The sequence below is a fragment of the Rathayibacter sp. AY1A4 genome, from assembly GCF_002930955.1.
Classification (GTDB): domain Bacteria; phylum Actinomycetota; class Actinomycetes; order Actinomycetales; family Microbacteriaceae; genus Rathayibacter.
On the sequence record NZ_PSTN01000003.1, the window covers coordinates 121,747 to 144,146 of the forward strand.

A 22,400-nucleotide genomic window follows, 5' to 3' on the forward strand; every position below is an offset into this window, starting at 1 on the left:
TCGAAAGTGACGCATGGGCCTGCTCGACGCGCTGATCCTGGGACTCGTCCAGGGTCTGACCGAATTCCTCCCCATCTCCTCCAGCGCCCACCTCCGGATCGTCAGCGAGCTGCTGCCCGGTCTCGGCGGCCGCGACACCGGAGCCGCGTTCACCGCGATCACGCAGCTGGGCACCGAGACCGCCGTCATCATCTACTTCTGGCGCGACATCGTGCGGATCGTGTCGCACTGGGCGCGCTCCCTCGTCGGCCGGATCCCGCGCTCGGACCCGGACGCCCGCATGGGCTGGCTCATCATCCTGGGCAGCCTCCCGATCATCGTCCTCGGCCTCGTCTTCCAGGACGCGATCGAGACGACCCTCCGCTCCCTGTGGGTGGTGGCCACCACCCTCATCCTCTTCGGCATCCTGCTCGGCATCGCCGACGCGGTCGGCGCGAAGAAGCGCCGCCTGCGCGACCTGGGAGTCCGCGACGGCCTGATCTTCGGAGGCGCGCAGGCGCTCGCCCTGATCCCCGGCGTCTCGCGCTCGGGAGGCACCATCACCGCCGGCCTCTTCCTCGGCTACGAGCGCAAGGCGGCGGCGCGCTACTCCTTCCTCCTCGCGATCCCCGCGGTGTTCGGCAGCGGTCTCTACCAGCTGTACAAGAGCATCAGCGACCCGGTCGTGCTCCCGAACCAGGTCCAGGTCGGCGGGCTCGAGACCCTCGTGGCGACCATCGTCGCGTTCGTGGTCGGCTTCGTCGTGATCGCGTTCTTCATGAGCTACATCTCCCGCCGCAGCTTCCTCCCGTTCGTCGTGTACCGCATCGTCCTCGGCGTCGTCCTGATGGTCGCGCTCGCCACCGGCCTGATCGCCGCCTAGATGCGCGCCTGGACCGCCGCCGACGTCCCCGCCCTGCCCGGCCGGGGGAGCGCACCGCTCCTGCACGACACCGCGACCGCCGGCCCCGTCGAGCTCGACGCGCCCAGCGGAGTCGCGAGCCTCTACGTCTGCGGCATCACGCCCTACGACGCCACCCACCTCGGGCACGCGTCGACCTACCTCGCCTTCGACACGGTCCAGCGCGTCTGGCTCGACGCGGGCTACACGGTCGAGTACGCCCAGAACGTGACCGATGTCGACGACCCGCTGCTCGAGCGTGCGACGGCCACCGGCGTCGACTGGCGCGACCTCGCCGAGGAGCAGGTCGAGCTGTTCCGCGGCGACATGGCCGCCCTGCGCGTCCTGCCTCCGCAGCACTACGTCGGAGTCACCGAGACCGTGGATCCCATCGCGGAAGCGGTCGCCCGCCTGGAGCGCGACGGCGTCGCCTACCGCGTCGCTGCTCCGGACGCGGCGGAGGAGGGCGCGAGCGACCTCTACTACGACATCGCCGCAGCCGAGAGCGCCGTCTGGCACCTGGGCAGCGAGAGCCGGCTCGACGCGGAGTCGATGGCCCGCCTCTCGGCGCTGCGCGGGGGCGACCCGGAGCGCGCCGGCAAGCGCGACCCCCTCGATCCGCTGCTCTGGCGGGCCGAGCGCGCCGACGAGCCCGCCTGGGACGCCGAGGTCGGCCGCGGCCGTCCGGGCTGGCACATCGAGTGCTCGGTGATCGCCCTCGACCGGCTCGGACCCGAGTTCACCCTGCAGGGCGGCGGCAGCGACCTGGTCTTCCCGCACCACGAGTTCAGCGCCGGCCACGCCGCTTCGCTGTCCGGCCGTCCTCTGGCCCGCGCCTACGCGCACGCCGGGATGGTCGCCTACCAGGGCGAGAAGATGAGCAAGTCGCTCGGGAACCTGGTGCTGGTCTCCCGTCTGCGGAGCGAGGGCGCGGACCCGCGGGCGATCCGCCTCGCGCTCCTCGCGCACCACTACCGCTCCGACTGGGAGTGGCTGCCCGAGGACCTGCCGTCGGCCGAGGCGCGCCTGGTGCGCTGGGAGGCGGCCCTCGCCGCCGTGGGACCGCGCTCGGCGCTCGAGGTGCTGGCGCAGCTGCGCGAGGCGCTGGCCGACGACCTCGGCACTCCGGCCGCCCTCGCCGTCGTCGACGCCGCACTGACCGAGGGCGTGGACGACCCGTCGCTCCTGCGCGACGCGGTCGACGCCCTGCTCGGGGTGCGCCCGGCCTGAACCCCTTAAGGCTCGAGTCCCGTCCGGCTCGAGTCCCGTACGGCTCGAGTCCCGTCAGGGTCCCGTCAGGGCGGCCCGGAGTGTCATCGGTCGGGAACAGTCCAGTGATCGACGACCGTCTCGGACGAGCGGGCGCCGGTGGAGGCTACGGCCGCCAGGGCTCCTCGCCGGAGCGGCCGTCGCCGCGGCGGCGCAGGTAGCGCTCGAACTCCTGGGCGATCGCCTCGCCGCTCGCCTCCGGCGAGTCGACGGTGTCGCGCGCCTGCTCGAGCTGGGCGATGTACGACGCCATCTCCTCGTCCTCGGCGGCGAGGGCGTCGATGCCGCGCTCCCACTCCTCCGCCTCCTCGACGAGGTCGCCGCGGGGGATCGCCAGGCCGACGACCTCCTCGAGCTTCTCGAGCAGCGCCAGCATCGCCTTGGGCGAGGGCGCGTTGTGCACGTAGTGCGGGACGGAGGCCCAGATCGAGACGGCGGGGATGCCGACCTTCTGCGCGGCCTCGCCGATCACGCTGAGGATGCCGACCGGCCCCTCGTAGCTGGAGCGCTCGAGCTCGAACGAGCTCCGCAGCTCCGCGTTCTCGCTCGAGGCGAAGATCGAGATCGGCCGGGTGTGCGGGACGTCGGCGAGCATCGCGCCGAGGAAGACGACGGCGGAGATGTCGATCGCGAGCATGGCGTCGACGACCTCGGCGGCGAAGCTCTTCCAGCTGCGCGAGGGCTCGGTGCCGATCATGAGGTACAGCGCGCTCTCGGCGTCGACCGAGGTGTCGGCCGGGCCGAAGATCTGGGTGCCGGGCCAGGCGAGGCTGCGGCGGCCGTCCTCGCCGATCGAGAGCATGGGGCGGGTGTACTGGAAGTCGTAGTACTGCTCGGCGTCGACGGCGAAGAGGGGCACGTACTCCCCGGCGTCCTTGACCAGCCGCAGCGCGCCGCTGGCGGCGTCCCCGGCGTCGTTCCAGCCCTCGAAGGCCACGACCAGGACGTTCCCCGTGATCACGTTCATAGGCAGGATCTCCGCGTTCGGCTCGATGTGCGGGGAGCGCACACCGCGCCTGTCCCTCCGACCAGGATAGGACCGCCCCCGGCCCCGCCCGTCCCGTCCGGCGGGATCGGCCGCCCTGTTCGCTCTCGGCCCGCGGCCGGGGAAGGGCGCGGCCCTGCCGGTACCATGGTCGCTCGTGACTCCCGAGACCTCCGCCCGGCCGCTGTCCTCCGAGCCGCTCGGAGGAGCGTCCGCCCCCGCCGCCGTCCTCTGGGACATGGACGGGACGCTCGTCGACACCGAGCCGTACTGGATGGCGTCGGAGCACGCGCTCGTCTCCTCCTTCGGCGGAGTGTGGACCCACGAGGACGCGATGGGACTCGTCGGCTCGGGCCTGCCCGCCGCCGCCCGCATCCTGCAGGGCAAGGGCGTCGACCTCTCCGTCGACGCGATCATCGACCGGATGACCGACGAGGTCGTAGACCAGCTGGCCGTGAGCATCCCGTGGCGACCGGGCGCGCTCGAGCTGCTGCGCGCGGTGTCCGAGGCGGGAGTGCCGCAGGCGCTGGTCACGATGTCGATCTCGCGGATGGCCGCGGCCGTCGTGGACCGGATCCCGTTCCCCGCCTTCGCCGCCGTCGTCAGCGGCGACATGGTCGAGCGCAGCAAGCCCCACCCCGAGGCGTACCTCCTCGCCGCGAGCACCCTCGGCGTCGACATCGCCGCCTGCGTCGCGATCGAGGACTCCCTCACGGGCCTCGGCGCGGCCGTCGCCTCCGGAGCCGCGGCGATCGGCGTCCCGCACCAGCTGGAGCTGGACCCCGCCGCCCCCTACGCCCTCTGGCCCACTCTCGCGGGCCGCACCGTCGCGGACCTCGCGACGGTGTCCTCCGAGCACCGCGGCTCCGGCCCGGCCACGACCGAGACGGAGGCCCGCCGATGACCGGTGAGGCACTGCAGCATTCCGGACCCTTCCGCGCGGGGGACCGCGTCCAGCTGACGGGACCCAAGGGGCGGATGAACACCATCACGCTCGTTCCCGGCAAGGTGTTCCACACGCACCGGGGCGGCATCGAGCACGACACGGTGATCGGGCTGCCCGACGGCTCGGTGGTGACCAACACCGTCGGCGTCGAGCACCTCGCGCTGCGCCCTCTCCTCGCCGACTTCGTGATGTCGATGCCCCGCGGCGCGGCGATCGTGTACCCGAAGGACGCGGCCCAGATCCTCGCCCTCGCCGACGTCTTCCCCGGCGCCCGCGTGGTCGAGGCCGGTGTCGGCTCCGGCGCGCTCTCGCTCTGGCTGCTGCGGGCGGTGGGTCCGACCGGCCGGCTGTCGTCGTTCGAGCGGCGCGAGGAGTTCGCGGATGTCGCACGGGCGAACATCGAGACCTTCCTCGGCTACACGCCCGACAACTGGAGCGTCACCGTCGGCGACCTCGTCGAGGCGCTGCCCGGCACGGTCCCGTCCGGCGAAGCCGACCGCGTCGTGCTCGACATGCTCGCGCCCTGGGAGTGCCTCGACGTCGCCGCCGAGGCGCTCACGCCCGGGGGAGTGCTCCTCTGCTACGTGGCGACCGTCACGCAGCTCTCGCGGACGGCGGAGGCGATCCGCGCCTCGGGCCTGTTCACGAACCCGTCGTCGAACGAGACCATGGTCCGCGGCTGGCACGTCGAGGGCCTCGCGGTCCGGCCGGACCACCGGATGATCGGCCACACCGGCTTCCTCATCACCGCTCGCCGGCTCGCTCCGGACACCGTGCTCCCCGAGCTCAAGCGCCGCCCGTCGAAGACGGACTTCAGCGACGAGGACGTGGAGGCCTGGACCCCCGGCGCGCTCGGCGAGCGCGCCGTGAGCCCCAAGAGCCTGCGCAAGCGGGTCCGCGAGTCCGCTACCAGCGCCGAGCTCTCCCGGGCCCGCGGGTTCGGCGAGGAGACCGCGGAGCCCGACGACGAGGGCATCCTCTAAGCTGTTCCCGGCCTCCGGGCCGTCTCCACCCCGGGCGTCACCGCTCCCCTTCTCTCGAATCGAGGACCCGTGCGCAGGACCACCGCGCTCATCGCCGGCATCGGCATCGTCGCCGCTCTCACCGGATGCACCGCGTCCTCCTCGCAGGCGGACTGCGACGCTCCTTTCTCCTCCGGCGACTCCTCGGCGGCGGTCAGCGCCACGGGCGACTTCGGAGCGAAGCCGGACGTCAGCGTCCCGACACCGCTGAAGGCGGACGGCACGCAGGTCAGCACCCTCATCGAGGGCTCGGGCGCACCGCTCGAGAAGGGCCAGCTCGTCACCATCGACTACACCCTGGTCAACGGCGCGGACGGCACGGTCCTCGAGACCTCGCCCTACGACGGGTCGAGCACCGCCCGCTTCGGCGTCGGCGGAGCCGGGCTCGTCGGCCTGAACGAGGGCCTCCTCTGCACGCAGGTCGGCTCGCGCGTCGCCATCGCGATCGCCCCCGAGGACGGCTTCGGCCAGTCCTCGTCGCAGCTCGGCATCTCGGAGGACGACACGCTCGTGCTCGTCGCGGACGTCCGCGAGGCCTCCCTGGCCCGAGCGAACGGCGCCGCCCAGCCCGCGCCCGACGGCTTCCCGACGGTGACGCTCGGCGACGACGGACGCCCGGGGCTCGCGAAGCCCTCCGGCGACGCGCCGACCGACCTCCGCATCGCCCAGCTCAAGAAGGGCGACGGCGACGTCGTCGCCGAGGGCGACCAGGTCGTCGTGGCCTACACCGGCTGGCAGTGGAGCGACGGGAAGGTGTTCGACTCCAGCTGGGAGAAGGGCGCTCCCGCCGTCTTCACGGCCGCCGACGGCTCGACGACCCAGGGCGGAGTCATCGCCGGATTCGCCGACGCCCTCATCGGCCAGCCCGTCGGATCCCAGGTCATCGCGGTCATCCCGCCCGACCAGGGCTACGGCGACCAGGGCTCCCCCCAGGGCGGGATCCCCGGCGGCGCGACGCTGATCTTCGTCGCCGACATCCTCGGAAAGGTCTGACCGGGCCCGGCCCTAGACTGGAGGGCGTGCCTTCCGACGCCCCGTCCTCGAGCCGCGTCCCGGCCGAGGAGCGTCTGTTCAACCTCGTGCTCGCGCTCGTCGCGGCCGAGAACGGACTGACGAAGGCCGACGTCCTCTCGACGGTGCAGGGCTACCGGCAGCGGGTGGGCCGGGGCGACCGGACCTCGCTCGAGCGCCAGTTCGAGCGCGACAAGGACGACCTGCGCGAGCTGGGCATCCCGATCGAGACGGTCGACGCCCCGGGCGACCCGGGCAACACCCAGACCGTCCGGTACCGCATCGCGAAGCGCAGCTACGACCTCCCGGCCGACCTGACCTTCGATCCGGAGGAGCTCGCGCTGCTCCGCCTGGCCGGGGCGGTCTGGCGCGAGGGGACGCTCTCGGCGGAGTCGCGGCGCGCGCTGATCAAGCTGCGCTCGATAGGGGTCGAGTCCGTCGACCCCGTCATCGGCATCAGCCCCTCGATCCGGGTCCGCGAGGCCTCGTTCGAGCCGCTCAACGCCGCGCTCGACCGCGGCCAGGTCGTCCGCTTCCCCTACCTGAAGCCAGGCGGCGAGGAGCCGCGCGTGCGCACCGTGCAGCCCCGCGCCCTGGTGAACCACCAGGGGCGCTGGCACCTCCACGGCTGGGACGAGGGCGCCGAGGGCACGCGGACCTTCCTCCTGTCGCGGATCGTCGGGCCGGTCGCGTCCACCGGCCGCACCGCGCCTCCCGCGGAGGGGGACCACGCGGCGACCGCTCTCGCCCAGCTCGACGAGATCCTGCAGCGCAACAGCGCGCTCCTGCGCGTCGCCCCCGACTCCGACGCCGCCCTCCGTCTCGGCGGGCGTGCCGAGGCAGAGGGCGAGGGCCAGGGCCTGCTGCGCCTGCACTACACCGACCCGGACGTGCTCGCGGACGAGCTCGCCGGTCACGGTCCTGAGGTGCGGGTGCTCGAGCCGGAGGAGCTCCGCCGCCGCGTCCTCGACCGCCTCCGCCGCACCCTGGACGACCATGGAGGGGATCCCCGTGGCTAGACCCCGCTCCCTGCAGGCGCGCGACCGACTGGCCGTCCTCCTCTCCCTCGTTCCCTACCTGCTCGACCGGGGTCGCGTCTCCGTCGCCGAGGTCGCCGCGCACTTCGAGATCCCGGAGGAGGAGGTGCGCCGCGCGGTGCGCCTCATCGCCGTCTCGGGCATCCCCGGCGAGACCGCGCAGTACCAGGCGAACGACCTCTTCGACATCGGCTGGGACGACTTCGAGGAGAACGACCACGTCGTCCTCACCCACCAGGTCGCGATCGACGACTCGCCGAGGTTCTCGGCGCGGGAGGCCGCCGCCCTCATCGCCGGCATGCAGTACCTCGCAGCGCTGCCCGAGAACCAGGGCAACGACCGGATCGCCTCGCTGATGGGGAAGCTCGCGCGCGGCGCCTCCTCGGCCCCGAGCGCGGTCGCGGTCTCGCGCGGCACGGGCGCGGACAGCGCTGTGGCGCTCCTGCGGACAGCGATGGGCTCGGCGACGCAGGTCGCTTTCGACTACCGCAGCGCCCGCGGCGAGACCGAGTCCCGGCTCGTCGACCCCTTCGTGCTCGAATCGGTCGACCGGGACTGGTACCTGCGCGGATGGGACCACCTCCGCGAGGGCGTCAGGACGTTCCGGGTCGACAGGATGCGCTCCCTCCGCGACACGGGGACGCCGATCGTCCGGCGCCGCAACGAGGTGACCCTCTCGGAACGGCTCTTCGAGGCCTCCGCCTCCGATCTCGTCGTGGACCTGCGCGTCGCTCCCAGCGCCGTCGTGCTGCTGGGCGACTACGCGGCCGACGCCGAGTTCCCCGATCCCGTGCCGGGGGAGGAGGACCACGGTGTCCTCGTCCGTCTCCGCGTCGCCCATCTGGAGGGACTGACGCGCCTGGTGGCGTCGTTGGCGGGTCTCGTCACCGTGGTGGCACCCCCCGAGGCGCGCACCGCGGTCGCGCACTGGGCGGCCTCCGCGCTCGCCGCGAACGAGGGGGAGCCGTCGTGACCTGGTGGTCGTGGATCCTGATCTGGCTCGGCCTCGCGCTGGGCGCTCTGGCGATGCTGGTCCTCTTCGCCCTCTCCTACTGGCGCAAGGGGAAGGTGCTCCTCGGACAGCTGTCCGAGGTCACCGCGAAACTCGAGACACTGAGTCCTGGAGTGACGGACGACCTGCCGCACCGTCCGCCCTCGTCGCTGTTCGCCGATCGCGACGACGTGAGGCGTGCGCACGAGGGCCGGCGTGACGCACGTCGCGACAGGATCGATCTCCGCCGGTCAGGACGGGTCGAACGGGGTAAGCTCCTCGTACACCGCAACCGACAAGTGAAGTGAGTCTGCAATGTTCGCTGGCCTCCAGGGGTGGCACCTCCTCATCATCCTCGCCGTGATCCTCCTCCTGTTCGGTGCGCCCAAGCTCCCGCAGCTGGCCCGCAGTGTCGGGCAGTCGATGCGGATCTTCAAGAGCGAGGTCAAGACCATGAAGGACGAGGACGGCACCGAGCGCCGTGAGTCGACCGAGGGGACCACCGGCACCGTCGCCGGATCCACCGGCACGACCACCGGCACCGGCACCACCACGCCGCCCGAGTCCCCGCTCAAGTAATGACGTCCGTGGCACCGAAGAAGCCACGGACGAAGCGGACGAAGAACCCCGACGGGCGCATGTCGCTCGGGGCGCACCTCGTCGAGCTTCGCAACAGGCTCTTCAAGTCGGCGATCGCGATCGTCATCGCGTGCGTCGCGGGATGGTTCGTCTCGGAGTGGGTCTTCGAGGCCCTCAAGGCTCCGATCTCCGAGGTGGCCTCCACCCAGGGGAAGGAGGCGATCCTCAACTTCCCGACGATCGCCGGTGCCTTCGACCTGCGGCTGCAGATCGCCATCACGGTGGGCATCGTCCTGGCGAGCCCGGTCTGGCTCTACCAGATCTGGGCGTTCCTCGTCCCGGGCCTGACCCGCAAGGAGATGCGGTACGGCCTCGGCTTCATCCTCACCGCCATCCCGCTGTTCTTCGCGGGCTGTGCGGCCGGCTGGTTCGTGTTCCCGCACATCGTGGAGCTCCTGACGAGCTTCACCGGCAGCAACGCGGCGAGCTTCCTCGACGCCAAGATCTACTACGAGTTCGTTCTCAAGCTCGTGCTGGTCGTCGGCATCGCCTTCGTGCTGCCCGTCTTCCTGGTGCTCCTCAACTTCCTCGGCATCCTCCCCGGCATGCTGATCCTCAAGTCGTGGCGCATCGCGATCATGGCGATCGTGCTCTTCACGGCGATCGCGACCCCCGCGGCCGACCCGATCTCGATGTTCCTCCTGGCCATCCCGATCATCTTCCTGTTCTTCCTCGCCTGCGGGATCGCGATCCTGCACGACCGGCGCGCCGCCAAGCGCCAGCTGGTGTTCGACGGCAGCCCCTCCGACCTGCCCGCGTGACTGGACCGTCTCCCGCCGAGCGGTTCGCCGCGTTCCGGACGCGCCAGGGCCACGCGAGGGTCGAGGCGTTCCGCTCGACCCTCGCGTTCGACCTCGACCCCTTCCAGTACGAGGCCTGCAGCGCTCTCGACGACGGCCACAGCGTCCTCGTCGCCGCGCCCACCGGCGCCGGCAAGACGGCGGTGGCCGAGTTCGCGATCCACCTGGCCATGCAGGACCCGACGGCCAAGGTCTTCTACACGACGCCGATGAAGGCGCTGAGCAACCAGAAGTTCCAGGAGTTCGTCGAGGACTACGGAGCCTCCGAGGTCGGTCTGCTGACCGGCGACTCCAACGTCAACGCGCGCGCCCGCATCGTCGTGATGACGACCGAGGTGCTGCGCAACATGCTGTACGCCGACTCGGACCTCCTGCGCGACCTCGCCTACGTCGTGATGGACGAGGTGCACTACCTCGCCGACCGCTTCCGCGGCGCCGTCTGGGAGGAGGTCATCATCCACCTCCCGCAGCGCGTGCGGCTGGTCTCGCTCAGCGCGACCGTGTCGAACGCCGAAGAGTTCGGCGACTGGCTCCAGACCGTCCGGGGCGAGACCGAGGTCATTGTCTCCGAGGAGCGGCCCGTCCCGCTCGACCAGCACGTCCTGGTGGGCGGCAAGCTGGTCGACCTCTTCGACTCCTCCGGTCGGGCGGCGACGAACCGGGTGAACCCCGAGCTCGCCCGCATGGCCCAGGGCGGCTCCCGGGTCGAGCGCGGCGGCAGGGGCGGCCGCAACGGCCGAGGCGGTCGCGGCCGCTACCCGGAGCAGCGCACCGAGGAGCTCGTGCTGCGCTCGGAGGTCGTCGAGATCCTCCGCGGCAAGAACCTCCTCCCCGCGATCTTCTTCGTCTTCAGCCGTGCGGGCTGCGACCAGGCCGTGCGCCAGGTGCTGCGGTCGGGCGTGCGCCTCACCGAGCGCCACGAGCGCGACGAGATCCGCGCGATCGTCGAGGAGCGGTGCCGGACGATCCGCGACGAGGACCTCGCGGTACTCGGCTACTGGGAGTGGCTCGACGGACTCCAGCGGGGCGTCGCCGCCCACCACGCCGGGATGCTCCCCGCCTTCAAGGAGGTCGTGGAGGAGCTGTTCCTGCGCCGGCTCGTGCGCGTGGTCTTCGCGACCGAGACGCTCGCGCTCGGCATCAACATGCCCGCCCGCACGGTCGTCCTCGAGAAGCTCGAGAAGTTCAACGGCGAGGCGCGCGTCCCGATCACACCGGGGGAGTACACCCAGCTCACCGGCCGGGCGGGCCGTCGCGGCATCGACGTGGAGGGCCACTCGGTGATCCAGTGGCGCGGCGGGATGGACCCCCAGGCGGTCGCGTCCCTCGCCTCCCGGCGGACCTACCCGCTCAACTCCAGCTTCCGCCCCAGCTACAACATGGCCGCGAACCTGATCGAGCAGTTCGGGCGGGTGCGCACGCGCGAGATCCTCGAGTCGTCGTTCGCGCAGTTCCAGGCCGACCGGTCCGTCGTCGATCTCGCCCGCCGGGTCCGCCAGCAGGAGGAGTCGATGGCGGGCTACGTCACGGCGATGCAGTGCCACCTGGGCGACTTCGAGCAGTACGCGGCGATCCGCCGAGAGATCGGCGACCTCGAGCGCCGGGGCGCGGTGCGCGGCGAGTCCGCGTCCCACGCCGAGCGCGAGAAGCGCCAGGGACAGCTCACGAGCCTGCGGCGCCGGATGAAGGCGCACCCGTGCCACGCCTGCTCCGACCGCGAGCAGCACGCGCGCTGGGCCGAGCGCTGGTGGAAGCTGCGCCGCGAGACCGACGAGATCGAGCGCCAGATCCGCTCGCGCACCGGCGCCGTCGCCCGCATCTTCGACCACATCACGGACGTGCTGCTCGAGCTCGGCTACTTCCGCCGGGACGAGGTCGGCGAGCTCTCGCTGACGCCCAACGGTCGCACGCTCCGCCGGATCTACGGGGAGCGGGACCTGCTCGTCGCCGAGTGCCTCCGGAAGCAGGCGTGGACGGAGCTCGATCCGGCCGGCCTCGCGGCGATGGCGTGCTGCCTGGTCTTCGAGCCGCGACGCGAGGAGGGGACGCTCGGCGAGCAGTTCCTGCCCCGCGGCGCGTTCCCCGAGGCGCTGGAGAGGACCCAGCTTCTGTGGGCCCGGCTCGACGACGTCGAGCGGGAGCACCGCCTGCCGGGCAGCAACCCGATCTCGACGAGCCTGGCGCTGTCGATGAACATGTGGGCCAAGGGCATGCCGCTCGACATGGTGCTCCGCGAGTCCGACATGGCCGCCGGCGACTTCGTGCGCTGGGCGAAGCAGACCATCGACCTCCTCGACCAGCTCTCCGTCGTCGCCGAGGGCAAGGTCGGCCGCGCGGCCCGGACCGCCCTCGACCTGGTCCGCCGCGGCATCGTCGCGTACTCGACCGTCGCATGACGCCGGTCGCTCCTCCGCCCGACGGGCGGACCGTTCCGCTGTGGGTGGCGCTGCCCCTCGCCGCCCTCGGCGGCGCCGTGCTCGACCGCGGCTTCCCCGACTCCGATGTCTGGCCGCTGGCGATCGTGGGCGCCGCGGCGATCCTGTTCGCGCTGGCGGGGCGCGGCTTCTGGAGCGGGGCCCTCGTCGGCCTCGTCGGTGGAGCGGTCTTCTGGGGTGTCCACATCGAGTGGCTGACCCTCTACCTCGGCCCGGTCCCGTGGGCGGCCCTCGCCGGCCTGCAGGCGATCTTCTTCGCGTTCTCGGCGGGGCTGATGGCGGTCGTCTCCACGCGCGGCCACCGCGTCTGGACGGGACCGCTCGGCCGGATGGTCGGCCTCCCCGTCCTCCTGGCGGCGCTCTGGATCGGGCGCGAGTCGATCACCAGCGTCTGGCCCTACGGCGGCTTCGCCTGGGGCCGCCTCGCGATCTCGCAGTCCCTCGGCCCGCTCGCCGGTCTCGCGGCGTGGATCGGCTTCGCCGGCCTCGGCTTCGTGGTCGCGTTCCTCGCCGCCGTGCTCGCGCAGGCCGTCCGCGAGACGTCCGTCCCGGCCTCCGCCCGGGTCAGCGCTCTCGCGGGCTTCGCGATCGTGGCGCTGGTGTTCCCCGCCTGGCCGGCACCGACGGAGGGCACGACCCGGATCGCCGCCGTCCAGGGCGACTCCGATGCGGGCCTCTTCTCGCAGAGCTACCGCGGGCAGATCCTCGAGGACCACACCTCGGCGACGCTGCCGATCCTCGACCAGGACGTCGACATGGTGGTGTGGCCCGAGAACGGCGTCGACATCGATCCGACCCGGAACGCCCAGTCGGCCGCCGTCCTCGACTACCTCAGCCGGACGATGGACGCGCCGTTCATCGTGGGCACGATCACGAACCCCTCGGACGACGTCTTCTACAACAGCTCGCTGCTCTGGAAGGCGGGGGAGGGGGCGACGCAGGTCTACGACAAGGTGCATCCCGTGCCGTTCGCCGAATACATGCCGGACCGGGCGTTCTGGCGGATGTTCGCTCCGGACCTGGTCGACCTGGTGAGCCGCGACTACTCGATCGGCACCCGTCCCAACGTCTTCGACGTGAACGGCGTCCTCGCAGGCATCGCGATCTGCTTCGACATCTCGGACGACGCGCTGACGAACGCGATGGTCGACGGGGGAGCCCAGGTCATCCTCGGGCAGACCAACAACGCCGACTTCGGCCGGACCGACGAGAGCGTCCAGCAGCTCGCCATCGCCCGCCTGCGGGCCATCGAGACCGGGCGCAGCGTGGTCAACATCTCGACCGTCGGGACGAGTGCGATCATCGGGCCGGACGGCGGGACGATCGACTCCCTGACATGGTTCGAGCCGGGTGCCATGGTGGACGAGGTCCCCCTCAGCTCCACCACGACCCCGGCTCTGGTGTGGGCGCGAGACCTCGGCTGGTACTTCCTGGCCGCCGGTCTCATCGGCATGGTCTCGTTCGTCCTCAGGACGCGCGAGCCGCGACGCCGTTCCCGCTGACCGGCGCTACGCGCCGATCTTGTGCTCGCCGCGCCTGGCGCGCAGATAGGCGAGCCGCTCCTCGAGCAGCTCCTCCAGCTCCGCGCGGGTCCGGCGCTCGAGCAGCATGTCCCAGTGGGTGCGCGGAGCCTTCTGCTCGCCCTTGTCCACGACGACCGGCTTCGAGTCCACCATCAGAGTGGCCTCGTGACCGCAGGAGCGGCACTCCCAGGTCTCCGGCGCTTCCGCATCGGCCGAGAACACCATGTCGGTGTCGTGGCCGCAGTTCGCGCAGTGGTACTCGTACGTCGATCGCGGGGAGAAGACGACGCCTTCTTCGCTCTGCAGGCTCTGGGATCCGAGCCGCATTCCTCGCAGGCTTCGATCTGCCATTGTGTGGTCTCCTCTCGCTGTGCTTCCCCAGTGTCAACGTCGTACCTGGAGGTGGTCTTCCCGTCCCTGCCATTGCCAGAGAATCCTCAGGTCGGAGGCGTATTCCGCGGTTCCTGAGGGCGTGGCTGACGGGCGCTGAGGAAGGCGTCGACGGCCGCTCGGGCGAGGTCGGTACGGTCGGTCACGAGCCCGTCGATCCCGAGTGCGAGGAGCTGCTCCATCCGCTCCGGATCGTCGATGGTCCAGAGGTGGATCTCGCAGCCGGTCACCCGCAGCCGGGCGAGGATCCGCGGCTCCGCGACGCGGAGGCCGAGCGCGCGCTCGGGCACCTGGAGCGCGTCGATGCCGCGGAGAGCGAGACGCACGGGGAGGGCGGCGCCGAGGTGGGCGGCGACCAGGGCGACGACGAAGCGGACCGCCGACGCCGAGGTCGCGGCGCCGGGAAGACGGCGGAGGGCCGCTGCTCGACGGATCTCGGAGAACGAGGTGATCAGGACGCGCTCCGCGGCGGCGGCGCCGGACACCGCCACGACGACCGGGTCGATCGCGTCCCGCGACTTCACGTCGATGTTGAAGTGCGCGCGGGGGAGTGCGGCGAGGGCCTGCTCGAGAGAGGCGAGCCGGGCGCCGCCCACCAGTCGGAGGTCGGCGAGCTCCTCCCACCGGGTGGCGGCGACGACGTGGCGGCGGCCGGAGCGGTCGATCACCTCGGCGTCGTGGACGAGCACGGCGACCCCGTCGAGGGAGGCGCGCGCGTCCGTCTCGAGGAGGTCCGCACCCGCGGCGAGGGCGCGTTCGAAGGCGGCGAGCGTGTTGCCCTCGGCCTGCGGGCCGAACCCGCGATGCGCGATCACCCGGGGGGTCGGCCCGCTCAGGGCGAGGGGTCGCTCAGGGGTGCGCATCGCGGACCGGGTCCGCGGCTAGACGGCCGGCGGCGGGGGAGTGGGCGCCGAGCCGGGGGCTCCGTCGGTCGTCGCGGGCGCCACGGGGGCGGACGTGTCGGATCCGGGCTCGACAGGAGTGGAGCCGACGGACCCGGATGCGGCAGGCGCGGACGCCGCAGGCGCCGACGGGGGTGCCGCGTCCTGCGGGCGGACCGCCGGGGCGGACTGGCCGCGCTGGCCGAGCGCGCCTCCGATGCCCTTCAGCGCCTCGGTGAGCTCGCTCGGGATGACCCAGAGCTTGTTCGCGCTGCCCTCGGCGATCTTGGGGAGTGTCTGGAGGTACTGGTACGCGAGGAGCTCGCTGTCGGGGCGGCCCTCGTGGATGGCGTGGAAGACGGTGGTGATCGCCTTGGCCTCACCCTCGGCCCGCAGGACCGCCGCCTTCGCCTGGCCCTCCGCAGCGAGGATCGCGGCCTGGCGCTGACCCTCGGCGTTCAGGATCTGGGACTGCTTGGTGCCCTCGGCGGTGAGGATCACGGCTCGACGGTCGCGCTCGGCGCGCATCTGCTTCTCCATCGAGTCCTGGATGGAGAGGGGCGGGTCGATGGCCTTGAGCTCCACGCGTCCGACGCGGATGCCCCACTTGCCGGTGGCCTCGTCGAGGACGATGCGCAGCTGCCCGTTGATGTTGTCGCGGGAGGTCAGCGCCTCCTCGAGGTTCAGGCCGCCGACGACGTTGCGGAGCGTGGTGGTGGTCAGCTGCTCGACCGCGCCGAGGTAGTTGGCGATCTCGTAGGTCGCCGCGCGGGCGTCCGTCACCTGGAAGTAGACGACCGTGTCGATCGAGACGACGAGATTGTCCTCCGTGATCACGGGCTGGGGCGGGAACGAGACGACCTGCTCGCGCAGATCGATCAGCGGGCGGACCCGGTCGATGAACGGCACGACGAGATTGAGGCCCGGCAGCAGGGTCTTGTGGTACTTGCCGAGGCGCTCCACGACCCCGGCGGTGGCCTGGGGGATGATGCGGACCGCTCGGAAGAGGACGACCAGGGCGAAGAGGACGACGGCGGCGACGACGACGATCGTCACGACGGAGGACGGTGTCACGGTGTGCTCCTTTCGGCGGGGACGACGACCGCGGTCGCGCCCTCGATGGCGGTGACGACGACTCTCTCGCCGACTCCGAGTGTGCGGTCCTCGACGAGCGGGGACAGGCGGACGGTCCAGGTCTCGCCGTTGGCGAGCTTGACCTGGCCGGCTCCGGGGCCGGCGAGGACGACGCTGCCGGAGAGCCCGAGGAGAGCGTCCGCACCGCTGGGGGTGGGATCGCCGCCCCGTTTCAGCAGCCGCAGCAGCGGCGGACGGACGGTGAACAGCAGGAGGGCGGCGAGGACGGCCGCGGCGGGCACCTGAACCCAGAAGGGAGCCCCGACCAGACCGGTCAGCAGTCCGCCGATGCTGCCGACGGCGAGCATCAGGAAGGTGAACTCGAGAGTGATCATCTCGACGATCACGAAGATGAGGATCAGCGCGAGCCAGAGGATCCACGCGTACTGGGTGACAGCGTCCATGCTGTGTGCTCCTTCCCCTCGACGAGCATTCCCAGGCTATCAACGCCCCCCGGACGAGGGCTGGGAGAGCGGGTGCGCCGACCGTCTCGGGGCCCTTGGTAGACTCCTCCGTCGGGCCGTGGCCCGTCATCGTGCCCGATCCGGTCTCCGAGCCGGCGTTCTGGAGGAATACCCGTGTCCAATCCCCTCGCCCCCGGCTCCTTCGACGGCAAGCGCGCTCTCGTCACCGGGTCGTCCCGCGGCATCGGCGCCGACACGGTCCGCTACCTGGCCGAGGCCGGAGCCCGCGTCGTCGTCAACTACCGCTCGAAGGCGCCGCGCGCCGACAAGCTCGTCGCGCAGATCGTCGAAGCCGGCGGCACCGCCATCGCCGTCGGCGCCGATCTCACCGACGCCGAGTCGCGCGCCGAGCTCTTCTCGCGCATCGAGAAGGAGTACGGAGGTCTGGACGTGCTCGTCCTGAACGCCTCCGGCGGCATGGAGAGCAACATGGGGGAGGACTACGCGATGGTCCTCAACCGCGACTCGCAGGTCGCCGTGCTCGAGGCGGCGCTGCCGCTGCTCTCCGAGGGCTCCCGTGTCGTGTTCGTCACGAGCCACCAGGCGCACTTCATCCGGACCACGCCCACGATGCCCGAGTACGAGCCCGTCGCGCTCTCCAAGCGCGCCGGCGAGGACGCCCTGCGCGAGCGGATCGGTGAGCTCGCCGAGCGCGGGATCGAGTTCGTCGTCGTCTCGGGCGACATGATCGAGGGCACCATCACCGCGACCCTGCTGGAGCGTGCGAACCCGGGCGCGATCAGCTCGCGTCGCGAGTCGGCCGGGAAGCTCTACAACGTGCAGGAGTTCGCGGCCGAGGTCGCTCTGGCGGCCGTCGAGCCGATCCCCGCGGACAACACCCGCCTCGTCGGCGACATCTCCGACTTCGCCTGATCCTCACCAGGGGCTGACGCCGGCGCACGGGTCTGCGCTCCTCGACGGATGACCCCGGTCGACGGCAGCGGACCGGCATCAGGGGAGTCCGATGCCGTCGTGGGCGCAGTCCGTCCGTCGGCGGACACCGGGGCGTCGTGAGCATCCTTCTCGATGCAGCCGCGGTGATGGTGAACCTGCGGGAGCGCTCGCAGGACCTCTGACGCTCGTTCCGGCGGGCGCCCGAGAGGACCAGGCCGACGACGGCGTCCGCGGCACGATGACCGTCGATCCGCAGCTGCGGCTGGTCACGCGCTTCGACACTCCAACCGAGACGTGCTGGTACGAGGACGTCGAGCCGTGGGTGGAGCATTCGCCTGTCCGCTGATGACGTGCCGGACCGTCGGGCGGCCTCGGTCCCGGTCCGTCCGGCCCTTCCGCCGTTATCCGATAATGCACATTATGTCAGTTCGACCGAAGTCCCGTTCTGTAGGGATGGCGATCGGCTCCTCTCATCGCTCCTGCGCCAGGACGTCATCGATCGCCGTCGGGCTCCGGTGACAGACCGGGCGCTTCAACGGTGAGACCTCGGATCACCGCGGCGACGACCAGGCGCTGCGTGAGCGCGGCGCTGGTGTCCACGGGCCACTGGCTCACCGACACGACGTGCGCCGCGACGACCGCCTTCGCCAGGACGGCGGACTCGACGGCGGGGACGCGGCCGTGCACGGCGGCGAGGGCGGCGAAGCGCTCGCCCAGCTCGCGCGAGACGCGGTCGTCGTCGATCATCATCCGCTCGGCGAACTCCGGGTCCGCGGCAGCGCGTGCCAGGAGCACCGACCGCAGGGAGAACCACTCGCGGCTGGACGGGAGCGCGTCGAGGAGGGAGCGTACGGCGCCGTCGAGGGTCGCCGCGCGGTGCTCCTCCTGCAGCTGGACGTCGAGGGCCTCCTGCAGGCTCCCCCACACTCTCGCGGCCTGCTCCTCGTGGAGTGCGAGGAAGAGCTGGTCGACACCGGCGAAGTTCGAGTAGAACGCGCCGCGGGTGAAGCCCGCCTGCGCGCAGATGTCCTCGACGCGCTGGCCGATGGTGCCCGTGCTCTCGAAGAGCTCGGCGGCCGCGGCGAGGAGACGTCGTCGCGTCTCGCTCCTCCGCCGGACCGGAGCCTGCTCGCCTGTGACCACGCCACCAGCCTAGGCGGATCCTTGCGCAGGGTGAGCCTTTTCAGTACGTTTCGTTTTCAATGCATACCGTATCGAATACCGAGACGCCCGCACCGCGTCGGCGACGGTCCCGGTGGCTGCCGGCCGCGACCGTCGTGCTCATCGGGGCGGTCCTCGCCTGGCTGAACCGGGTGGAGTGGTGGGGGTGGCTCGTCGTCGCGGCGGCCGCGGTCCTGATCGCGGCCGTCTCGAGGAGCTGGCGGCACCGGCACTGGATGCTGCGTACGGCGGCCTGGGTCGCGTCCGCAGGGCTCGTCGGAGCCGTCGCCCTCGCCGCGGGTCCTCTCCCGGCGACGCGGACGCTCGCCGGTCCGCACACCGCCCCGGTCACGACCCGGCAGGGCGACGTCGTCGGTGTGCACGACGCCGCGGCCGGGGTCGACGCCTTCGCGGGGATCCCCTACGCCGCTCCCCCGGTCGGCCCGCTGCGTTGGGAGGCGCCCCGCCCGGCCCCGCAGCGGTCGGCGACCCTCGTGGCCGACGACTTCGGCCCCTCCGCCGTTCAGCCGGAGCCGACGTTCCTCTCCCGAGCGGCGACCCGCGTGCTCGACCTGCCGCTGGAGGAGACGCTCCTCGGCGGGTACGCGACGGACGAGGACAGCCTCCGCCTGAACATCTGGACGCCGGCCGGCGGGGCGGGCGACTCCAGCCCGGTCCTCGTCTACCTCCACGGCGGCGCGTTCGTCTCGGGGTCCGGCGCCCTCCCCGCCTACGACGGCGCGGCGCTCGCCTCCCGGGGCGCGGTGGTCGTCACCGCCGCCTACCGTCTGGGCGTCCTCGGATTCCTCGCCGGTGATGTGCTCGGCGGCGGCACCCCGGGGAATCAGGGACTGCTCGACCAGGTCGCCGCTCTGCAGTGGGTGCAGGACAACATCGCCGCTTTCGGCGGGGACCCGGGGCGGGTGACGGTCGCCGGCCAGTCCGCCGGCTCCGGCAGCGCCTGCATCCTCGGGGCCTCGCCCCTCGCGGCCGGCCTCCTCCACGGGATCATCGGGGAGAGCGGAGGATGCCTGGGGTCGGCGGGAGATCGCGAGGACGGCGACCTCTACGACGACGCCGCCACCGCACGGGAGGCGGCTGCGCGCCTGAGCAAGGCGCTCGGCGGGGCGAGCTTCGCCGAGATGAGGGCCCTGCCGGCCGAGCGCATCGTCTCGGCCGCCGCGGGCCTCTCGCAGCACTGGTGGCCCTCGATCGACGGCGTCGTCCTCCCCGACACGCCGCTCGCCGTCTACGAGGCCGGTCGGCAGAACGACGTCCCCCTCCTGCTCGGCAGCAACTCCGACGAGACCTCGCTCGATCTGCTGGGAGGCGTCGACTCGGATCCGGACGCCTACGAGCAGGAGGTGCGCCGGGAGCACGGAGACGACGCGGACCGATTCCTCGCGCTGTACCCGGGTGCCGTCGAGGATCAGGTCGTCGACTCCCGGCTGCGCGCCGGCAGCGACCGGACGATGACCGCCCCGATGCGGCTCTGGGCGCTGACGGCCGCCCGGACCGGGCGGGCGGGCGTCCACGCCTACATCTTCACGCGCACTCCCCCGGAGAGCGGACTCGAGCGGTTCGGCGCGTACCACGGCGCCGAGGTGATGTACGCGTACGGGAACCTCGGGGCGGACGGCGACGCCGACTACACGGACGTCGACCGCCGGCTCGAGCAGGAGATGACCGCGCGCTGGCTCGCATTCGTCTCCCACGGCGATCCGGACGCCGCCGGCCGCGAGCGGTGGCCGGCCGTCCAGGAGGATCCGGACAGCGTGCTCGAGTTCGGCGACGTCGTCCGGGTCGCCGGGCGCCCGTCCCCCGACGCGGTCGACTTCTGGCTCGCGGGGACGGGCTGACGCGGGGCGCTCCTCGCGGCGGAACCCGCCGGTCAGCGGGGAGCCTCCGCTCAGAGCTGCCCGACGAGGTGCGCCTGCCGACCGTCGCGCGCGAAGACCGGGATGACGGCCAGGGGCGCGTCGGCGACGATCCACTGCCCGCCCTCGTGCTCGGCGCCCGTCGAGAGCTCCGTCCACCGCGCCCCGGCGGGCAGGTAGACCCGTCGGGAGACGGCTCCGGCGTGCGTGACCGGAGCCACGAGCAGGTCCGAGCCGAAGAGGTACTGGTCGGCCAGATCCCAGGCCTCCGGGTCCCCCGGGAACTCGTGGAACACCGCTCGCAGCACCGGCTGGCCCAGCTCGTGCGCCTCCCGCATCGCCTCGCGCGTGTACGGGCGCAGGGTCTCGCGAAGATGCAGCAGGCGGGTGAGGATCGGCGTGGCCTCCTCGCCGAAGCTCCACACCTCGTTCGCGGCTCCGGTCGCGGCGCGGCGGCTCCCGTCGGCGGCCGTGACCGGGGCCGACGGCGCGCGGTCGCCGTGGAGGCGCATCACCGGGCTGAACGCGCCGAACTGGAACCAGCGCACGAGGAGCTCTCGGAACTCCGGATCCGACGGGTCTCCCCCGGCGAATCCTCCGATGTCGGTCGTGAACCACGGGATCCCCGCGACGCCCATGTGGATGCCGGCCGTGATCTGGTGGCGCAGGTCCGCGAAGGTCGAGTGGATGTCGCCCGACCACACGAGCGCGCCGTAGCGCTGACTGCCCGCCCACGCGGTGCGGACGAGGTTGACGATCTTGGTCTCTCCGCCCTCGGTCTGCCCCTCGAAGAAGCCGCGGGAGAACGCCTGCGGGTAGAGGTTGCCGACCTGGACGGCGGGGCCGGCGGCGTAGCGGTAGTTGTCGAAGTCGTAGACGCCGTACTCGGGCTCGGCCTCGTCGAGCCAGAAGAGCCGGATCCCGTGCTCGCCGTAGTTGCGCCGGCACGCCTCCCAGACGAACCTCCGGGCGGCGGGGCTCGTCGCGTCGTAGAACGCGCTCGGACCCTCGAACTGCATGTGCAGGTCCAGGCCCCGCTCGGCCTTGACGAGGAGGTTCCCCTTCTTCATCGCGATGTAGTTCTCGGACTCGACCGACACCTGCGGCCAGACCGACACCATCAGCTCGATCCCGAGCTCGCGCAGCTCGGCGACCATGGCCGACGGATCCGGCCAGAACTCCTCCTCGAAGCGGAAGTCGCCCATGTGCGGCCAGTGGAAGAAGTCGGCCACGATCACGTCCATCGGCAGGCCGCGGCGCCGGTGCTCGCGGGCGACCTCGAGCAGCTGCTCCTGGTTCCAGTAGCGCAGCTTGCACTGCCAGAAGCCGAGGCCGTGCTCGGGCATCATCGGGACGTGCCCGGTGGCGTCGGCGTAGGCCCGGGTGATGTCGGCCGGGGTCTCCCCCGCGGTCACCCAGTAGTCGAGCTGCTGGGAGGACTCGGCGGACCACTCCGTGCGGTTGGCCGCGAAGGTCGCGCGGCCGATCGCGGGGTTGTGCCAGAGGAAGCCGTAGCCGCGGCTCGAGAGCACGAACGGGACGCTCGACTGGGAGTTGCGGTGCGCGAGCTCGAGCGTGCAGCCCTTCAGGTCGAGGATGTCCTGCTGGTACTGCCCCATCCCGTACAGCTTCTCGTCGGGGGGCGTCTCGAACAGCGCGGTCAGCCGGTAGTCGCCGCCCAGGTGCGGACGCTGCTCGCGGGCGCGCAGCTTGAGCGCTCCCCCGCTCCCGAGCTCCCGGAAGAGCAGCTCCCCTCGACGGTCGTAGAAGGAGAGGGAACAGGAGAGCTCGTGGTAGCCGGTCTGGTACCCGTAGCCCTCCTGCTGCTCGAGGACGACGGTGATGCCGCCGGCACGCAGCGTCGCCCGCGGTCCCTCGATCGAGACCTCCGGCGCGTGGCGCTCGGGGGCGATCAGCGCCCAGTCGGTGTCGAGGACCTCCCCGGACCGGCGGGCGCGGACCCGGACGCTGTCCCTCCCCCACGGCTCGACGACGACGGTCTCGCCGTCGCCGCGCCAGACGAGGCGGTCCCCCTCGAGCGCGAACTGGTCGGTGTCCATG

At 71.9% G+C, this 22,400-nt stretch carries 21 protein-coding genes; 14 read left to right on the forward strand and 7 right to left on the reverse strand.

All coding sequences use genetic code 11. The annotated features are described in order from the left end of the window. Positions 1-13 precede the first annotated feature (13 nt). Both C5B92_RS03250 and mshC read left to right on the forward strand, forming a co-directional pair. Positions 14-862, forward strand: a complete 849-nt coding sequence (locus C5B92_RS03250) for an undecaprenyl-diphosphate phosphatase (protein WP_104222008.1) — start codon at positions 14-16, stop codon at positions 860-862. Continuing rightward, positions 863-2,110: a cysteine--1-D-myo-inosityl 2-amino-2-deoxy-alpha-D-glucopyranoside ligase gene (gene mshC / locus C5B92_RS03255; protein WP_104350057.1), complete on the forward strand. Its 1,248-nt coding sequence runs from the start codon at positions 863-865 to the stop codon at positions 2,108-2,110. It abuts the gene before it with no gap. A 145-nt stretch (positions 2,111-2,255) separates the two neighbouring features. Here the strand turns inward: mshC and C5B92_RS03260 are convergent, their stop codons facing one another. After that, positions 2,256-3,116, reverse strand: coding sequence for a proteasome assembly chaperone family protein (locus C5B92_RS03260; protein WP_104222142.1), 861 nt, complete (start codon positions 3,114-3,116; stop codon positions 2,256-2,258). Between the two features lie 175 nt (positions 3,117-3,291). Here C5B92_RS03260 and C5B92_RS03265 point away from each other — a divergent pair, with 175 nt between their 5' ends. The 10 genes from C5B92_RS03265 (at position 3,292) to lnt (ending at position 13,517) form a co-directional block, all read left to right on the forward strand. Further along, positions 3,292-4,038: an HAD family phosphatase gene (locus tag C5B92_RS03265; protein WP_258060432.1), complete on the forward strand. Its 747-nt coding sequence runs from the start codon at positions 3,292-3,294 to the stop codon at positions 4,036-4,038. After that, positions 4,035-5,063 carry a tRNA (adenine-N1)-methyltransferase gene (locus C5B92_RS03270; protein ID WP_104222012.1) on the forward strand — a complete coding sequence of 343 codons (1,029 nt, stop codon included), beginning with the start codon at positions 4,035-4,037 and terminating at the stop codon, positions 5,061-5,063. The genes C5B92_RS03265 and C5B92_RS03270 overlap by 4 nt, the downstream gene beginning before the upstream one ends. A gap of 69 nt (positions 5,064-5,132) precedes the next feature. After that, on the forward strand, positions 5,133-6,095 hold the full coding sequence (locus tag C5B92_RS03275) for an FKBP-type peptidyl-prolyl cis-trans isomerase (RefSeq protein ID WP_104222014.1): 963 nt from the start codon (positions 5,133-5,135) through the stop codon (positions 6,093-6,095). A 26-nt stretch (positions 6,096-6,121) separates the two neighbouring features. Continuing rightward, positions 6,122-7,132 (forward strand): YafY family protein, encoded by a 1,011-nt coding sequence (locus C5B92_RS03280; protein ID WP_104255002.1) that lies wholly within the window; start codon positions 6,122-6,124, stop codon positions 7,130-7,132. Then, complete coding sequence (locus tag C5B92_RS03285) at positions 7,125-8,123, forward strand: YafY family protein (RefSeq protein WP_104283651.1); 999 nt, start codon at positions 7,125-7,127, stop codon at positions 8,121-8,123. The genes C5B92_RS03280 and C5B92_RS03285 overlap by 8 nt, the downstream gene beginning before the upstream one ends. Next, positions 8,120-8,449, forward strand: a complete 330-nt coding sequence (locus C5B92_RS03290; RefSeq protein WP_104255003.1) for a hypothetical protein — start codon at positions 8,120-8,122, stop codon at positions 8,447-8,449. The genes C5B92_RS03285 and C5B92_RS03290 overlap by 4 nt, the downstream gene beginning before the upstream one ends. A 7-nt stretch (positions 8,450-8,456) precedes the next feature. Continuing rightward, positions 8,457-8,720 carry a Sec-independent protein translocase subunit TatA gene (tatA, locus tag C5B92_RS03295; RefSeq protein ID WP_104222022.1) on the forward strand — a complete coding sequence of 88 codons (264 nt, stop codon included), beginning with the start codon at positions 8,457-8,459 and terminating at the stop codon, positions 8,718-8,720. Next, on the forward strand, positions 8,720-9,541 hold the full coding sequence (tatC, locus tag C5B92_RS03300; RefSeq protein WP_374952911.1) for a twin-arginine translocase subunit TatC: 822 nt from the start codon (positions 8,720-8,722) through the stop codon (positions 9,539-9,541). Before tatA ends, tatC begins: the two co-directional genes overlap by 1 nt. Further along, positions 9,538-11,976, forward strand: a complete 2,439-nt coding sequence (locus tag C5B92_RS03305; protein ID WP_104222026.1) for an RNA helicase — start codon at positions 9,538-9,540, stop codon at positions 11,974-11,976. Before tatC ends, C5B92_RS03305 begins: the two co-directional genes overlap by 4 nt. After that, on the forward strand, positions 11,973-13,517 hold the full coding sequence (gene lnt / locus C5B92_RS03310) for an apolipoprotein N-acyltransferase (protein WP_104255004.1): 1,545 nt from the start codon (positions 11,973-11,975) through the stop codon (positions 13,515-13,517). Before C5B92_RS03305 ends, lnt begins: the two co-directional genes overlap by 4 nt. Before the next feature lie 6 nt (positions 13,518-13,523). Here the strand turns inward: lnt and C5B92_RS03315 are convergent, their stop codons facing one another. From C5B92_RS03315 to C5B92_RS03330, 4 genes are all read right to left on the reverse strand, one after another. After that, complete coding sequence (locus C5B92_RS03315) at positions 13,524-13,889, reverse strand: RNA polymerase-binding protein RbpA (RefSeq protein WP_068207052.1); 366 nt, start codon at positions 13,887-13,889, stop codon at positions 13,524-13,526. A gap of 86 nt (positions 13,890-13,975) precedes the next feature. Continuing rightward, the gene (locus tag C5B92_RS03320) at positions 13,976-14,791 is read right to left on the reverse strand and encodes a glycerophosphodiester phosphodiesterase family protein (protein ID WP_104255005.1); all 816 of its coding nucleotides are present in this window, start codon (positions 14,789-14,791) and stop codon (positions 13,976-13,978) included. An 18-nt stretch (positions 14,792-14,809) separates the two neighbouring features. Next, complete coding sequence (locus tag C5B92_RS03325) at positions 14,810-15,865, reverse strand: SPFH domain-containing protein (protein WP_374952912.1); 1,056 nt, start codon at positions 15,863-15,865, stop codon at positions 14,810-14,812. A 14-nt stretch (positions 15,866-15,879) separates the two neighbouring features. Continuing rightward, entirely contained in the window at positions 15,880-16,347 is a 468-nt protein-coding gene (locus tag C5B92_RS03330; protein WP_104255007.1) for an NfeD family protein, read from the reverse strand. Positions 16,348-16,521: 174 nt separating this feature from the next. Here C5B92_RS03330 and C5B92_RS03335 point away from each other — a divergent pair, with 174 nt between their 5' ends. Next, positions 16,522-17,280 carry an SDR family oxidoreductase gene (locus C5B92_RS03335; protein WP_104246827.1) on the forward strand — a complete coding sequence of 253 codons (759 nt, stop codon included), beginning with the start codon at positions 16,522-16,524 and terminating at the stop codon, positions 17,278-17,280. Positions 17,281-17,793: 513 nt separating this feature from the next. On the opposite strand, the gene C5B92_RS03340 is transcribed toward C5B92_RS03335, so the two are convergent. After that, the gene (locus tag C5B92_RS03340; protein ID WP_104350058.1) at positions 17,794-18,444 is read right to left on the reverse strand and encodes a TetR/AcrR family transcriptional regulator; all 651 of its coding nucleotides are present in this window, start codon (positions 18,442-18,444) and stop codon (positions 17,794-17,796) included. A gap of 59 nt (positions 18,445-18,503) precedes the next feature. Here C5B92_RS03340 and C5B92_RS03345 point away from each other — a divergent pair, with 59 nt between their 5' ends. Then, positions 18,504-20,321, forward strand: a complete 1,818-nt coding sequence (locus tag C5B92_RS03345; RefSeq protein ID WP_104350059.1) for a carboxylesterase/lipase family protein — start codon at positions 18,504-18,506, stop codon at positions 20,319-20,321. 50 nt (positions 20,322-20,371) lie between these two features. Here C5B92_RS03345 and C5B92_RS03350 read toward each other — a convergent pair whose 3' ends face one another. After that, on the reverse strand, positions 20,372-22,399 hold the full coding sequence (locus C5B92_RS03350; RefSeq protein WP_104255043.1) for a TIM-barrel domain-containing protein: 2,028 nt from the start codon (positions 22,397-22,399) through the stop codon (positions 20,372-20,374). Position 22,400 lies beyond the last annotated feature (1 nt).

Excerpts from the sequence above, each read along its gene's own strand:
- C5B92_RS03250 (WP_104222008.1), top strand. The coding sequence starts at position 14 with ATGGGCCTGCTCGACGCGCTGATCCTGGGACTCGTCCAGGGTCTGACC.
- C5B92_RS03270 (WP_104222012.1), top strand. The coding sequence starts at position 4,035 with ATGACCGGTGAGGCACTGCAGCATTCCGGACCCTTCCGCGCGGGGGAC.
- C5B92_RS03350 (WP_104255043.1), bottom strand. The coding sequence starts at position 22,399 with ATGGACACCGACCAGTTCGCGCTCGAGGGGGACCGCCTCGTCTGGCGC.
- C5B92_RS03345 (WP_104350059.1), top strand. The coding sequence starts at position 18,504 with ATGCATACCGTATCGAATACCGAGACGCCCGCACCGCGTCGGCGACGG.
- C5B92_RS03260 (WP_104222142.1), bottom strand. The coding sequence starts at position 3,116 with ATGAACGTGATCACGGGGAACGTCCTGGTCGTGGCCTTCGAGGGCTGG.
- C5B92_RS03320 (WP_104255005.1), bottom strand. The coding sequence starts at position 14,791 with ATGCGCACCCCTGAGCGACCCCTCGCCCTGAGCGGGCCGACCCCCCGG.
- C5B92_RS03330 (WP_104255007.1), bottom strand. The coding sequence starts at position 16,347 with ATGGACGCTGTCACCCAGTACGCGTGGATCCTCTGGCTCGCGCTGATC.
- tatC (WP_374952911.1), top strand. The coding sequence starts at position 8,720 with ATGACGTCCGTGGCACCGAAGAAGCCACGGACGAAGCGGACGAAGAAC.
- C5B92_RS03315 (WP_068207052.1), bottom strand. The coding sequence starts at position 13,889 with ATGGCAGATCGAAGCCTGCGAGGAATGCGGCTCGGATCCCAGAGCCTG.
- lnt (WP_104255004.1), top strand. The coding sequence starts at position 11,973 with ATGACGCCGGTCGCTCCTCCGCCCGACGGGCGGACCGTTCCGCTGTGG.
- tatA (WP_104222022.1), top strand. The coding sequence starts at position 8,457 with ATGTTCGCTGGCCTCCAGGGGTGGCACCTCCTCATCATCCTCGCCGTG.
- mshC (WP_104350057.1), top strand. The coding sequence starts at position 863 with ATGCGCGCCTGGACCGCCGCCGACGTCCCCGCCCTGCCCGGCCGGGGG.